This is a genomic window from Microcoleus sp. PH2017_12_PCY_D_A (assembly GCF_020738565.1).
In the GTDB taxonomy this organism is placed as follows: Bacteria; Cyanobacteriota; Cyanobacteriia; order Cyanobacteriales; family Microcoleaceae; genus Microcoleus.
In genome coordinates, this window is sequence record NZ_JAEQCI010000238.1 from 1 (window position 1) to 2,649 (window position 2,649).

Annotated in this window: 4 protein-coding genes; 3 read left to right on the forward strand and 1 reads right to left on the reverse strand. The window is 43.6% G+C overall.

What is annotated here, in order from left to right; translation table 11 throughout:
* Positions 1-114 precede the first annotated feature (114 nt).
* On the reverse strand, positions 115-585 hold the full coding sequence (locus tag JGK39_RS33150; RefSeq protein WP_293261883.1) for a MarR family transcriptional regulator: 471 nt from the start codon (positions 583-585) through the stop codon (positions 115-117).
* A 747-nt stretch (positions 586-1,332) separates the two neighbouring features.
* Between JGK39_RS33150 and JGK39_RS33155 the strand changes: the two genes are divergently transcribed.
* From JGK39_RS33155 to JGK39_RS33165, 3 genes are all read left to right on the forward strand, one after another.
* Complete coding sequence (locus tag JGK39_RS33155; protein ID WP_293261886.1) at positions 1,333-1,569, forward strand: hypothetical protein; 237 nt, start codon at positions 1,333-1,335, stop codon at positions 1,567-1,569.
* A gap of 212 nt (positions 1,570-1,781) precedes the next feature.
* A complete protein-coding gene (locus tag JGK39_RS33160) occupies positions 1,782-1,928 on the forward strand; it encodes a hypothetical protein (protein ID WP_293261889.1) in 147 nt (48 codons plus the stop codon).
* Between the two features lie 122 nt (positions 1,929-2,050).
* A partial coding sequence (locus JGK39_RS33165; protein ID WP_293261892.1) for a hypothetical protein occupies positions 2,051-2,649 on the forward strand: 599 nt, incomplete at its 3' end.

Consider the following 2,649-nt stretch of genomic DNA (forward strand, 5'->3'; position numbering starts at 1 on the left):
ACAGATTTTAGCTCATAAGCTTGCACACGCGGAGCGTTCAAACCAGTCAAAGTCTTTCTCTGTAAAGGTTTTAGGCTTTTTCGGCAAGCCCTAAATAACTGCTGTATAGGAGTTTTACCGATCGTTAGATTTGCCGTCAAACACCTCTCTGAGTAACGTCAATCCTGCCAAAACGCTCTCCATTTCCTCCTCTGACAAATCCTCGAACATTGGCGAAATATTGCTACAGGTGAGCGCTTGAATTTCTTCGAGCCTCCCGCGACCAGTTTCTGTCAGTTTCAGCACCACCGCTCGCCGTTCCTGAGGATGTTCTTTGCGGTCTACAAAATTTTCCTGAACCAAGCGCTCGCAAATTGCAGAAGCAGTCGGTCGAGTCACCCCCAAATAATCGGCTAACTTGGATAAAGAAGAACCTGGATAGCGGTAAAGAAACATGAGACTGCGAAACTGAGATATCGATAAAAAGGGTTCTCCTTGATTTCGCATTTGGGCTCGAATCGACCCCACAATCAGCGGAATGATTTCCACTACTGCTGCAGCGCAGCGATTGGGGGTGATGCCTGTTGAGGATTGTTCCAAGTTCATCTTTCTTCCCCCTTAAAAATCTCCACCATTGCTGCAGTCAGCAAGGTGGCGTGAGCAAAAGGGATGCTCGGTTGGTGCAGCATACAAATCAAATTTCATGTTTGAGTAAAAAACCTTCGCCTCAACAGAGGCTCTCTTGGAAGCTCTCGCACCTGCGGGCGAGGGTGCTTCGGTGGCTTATTTAGGTTTTTAGTTTACTTTTCCCCGGAGGGTGTACGTAAGTATAAGCGACTGGGGCATTTAATTATGGATGCTCGATCGCTAATTTTCTTTATAAACAGTACAGGTATTCGCTCTGCACCGCAATTGCAGTAATACTAACTGTTAGGTTTTCTAACAGTTTAATTTTAATTTGTTTGGGTAAATTTGTCAATTTATATGAAAATCGTGGGTAAATTTGGGAATTTCATCTGTTTGTCAATCGCTGACTTGAATTTGCTGCAATTAACTGCTGCGCGCGGGTATTTTCATTTAGGGATCCCGAAAGGTTGCTTTTAATTTGCGGCATATTCTTTTTGGGTTGTCGATCGCTCAAAATGGCGATCGACCACATCGGGTAAATTTTTATCAATAAATAAATATTATTACATATCACTTACGTAGGGTCGGTGATATATGTCACATTTATTGGATCGATCGGGAAAAGTGCGATCGGTTTTGGAGTTTTTAACCGCCGATAGTTCGGGCGGGACGCCCGTGCCACAATTCACAAAGATGAGTATAAAAAAGTGAAAAATTGGGTTTTTATTGACAGGATTAACAACATTTCTGTGCTGCGTACAAGTACCTATATGCGGGAAAATTGCTGGTGCTATCGCAACTCAAGTCAACAGCAAAACTGAAATATACCGCCAACTTGTCACCGCCCAAAATATCGACTTAGCCGAACTCTACCACGATGGTTGCCATACTTTGCTCTTAGTGAGAGAGCTAGTTAAATTTGATTGTTCCAACTTAATTCAAAACAAAATATATCCCACATAAAAAGCAATTATTGAAAAATTTACCCACACTTAAATCGCCGCATAATGGGTTGAGAATTTTATGGTATGTACGGTATCTGACTGATGCTTTGAAGAATTTACAAATCATGTTGAATCGCAGTTTAGCCACCCCCAAAACTTGCAGTTGGATGCCGAAAACAGCAGTCTGGCACTACGTTTGACGTGCTTGTTGACGCCAATGCACGCGGGGGATTGCCCCCTACAGCAGAAGCTGTGGGTAAGTTCTGGGCCACTACCTCGATCGCCCGCTGCACGCTGATATTCCTGCGATCGCTGCGTGAAGCCTTCTCAAATGGTAGCTATCCGGTAGGGAATCCCATTTACTGTAAACTTTTGTAAAGTTTCGGCAACTTTTGCATAAAACTTGGGGAGGGTGCCTGAGATACATGCAGGGGAAGCGAGCAGGGTGAGAGTTCGATCTCAAACCCGAATTTCCGCTGCTTCAGGTTCAACTGTATTGATTGTTACATTTATTTTTGGTTGGAGTCTTTAAAAATATGCCACAGGATGCGATCGAAGGTGTTGAAATCAAGGCGGGATTTGCGATTGGAGGGGAATCATTTGCCGCTATTTCTCAAAATAAGCTGCCGTCAACCTCATTAAATGTTAAATATCCTCCTGGTATTGGTGGCACTGCTGGCACTGAAAAGGAAGAAATTTTCACAAGCAGTGTAGATACTGCTTCAGAGGAGTCTGTTAAAGATAAATTTTTGGCAATTCCAAACGCTGTTGATATTGGGGTTGGGATAGATTTTGGGAAAAAAGAACTTGATGCAAGTCCTCCAACTGATATTGATTTGCTGACAGGTATCAAAGTAGTTGATGCGAATTCGATCGCAGATGTTGTTACGGGCGGGAAAAAAGCGGATGTCGAGGGAGATCCACTGATTAATCCTGTTGCGAGTGATAAATCGCAATCGATTTCTAGCAGTATTGAGCCTAAAAGTAGCGATAAATTGCCGGAAAAGTCGATCGCGCCGGAAGTCAAATCTGAGCCTGTGGTTGAGAAATTGGTGGAAAAGTCGATCGCGCCGGAAGTCAAATCTGAGCCTGTGGTTGA

Coding starts and splice junctions, on each gene's coding strand:
- JGK39_RS33150 (WP_293261883.1), bottom strand. CDS start 585: ATGAACTTGGAACAATCCTCAACAGGCATCACCCCCAATCGCTGCGCT.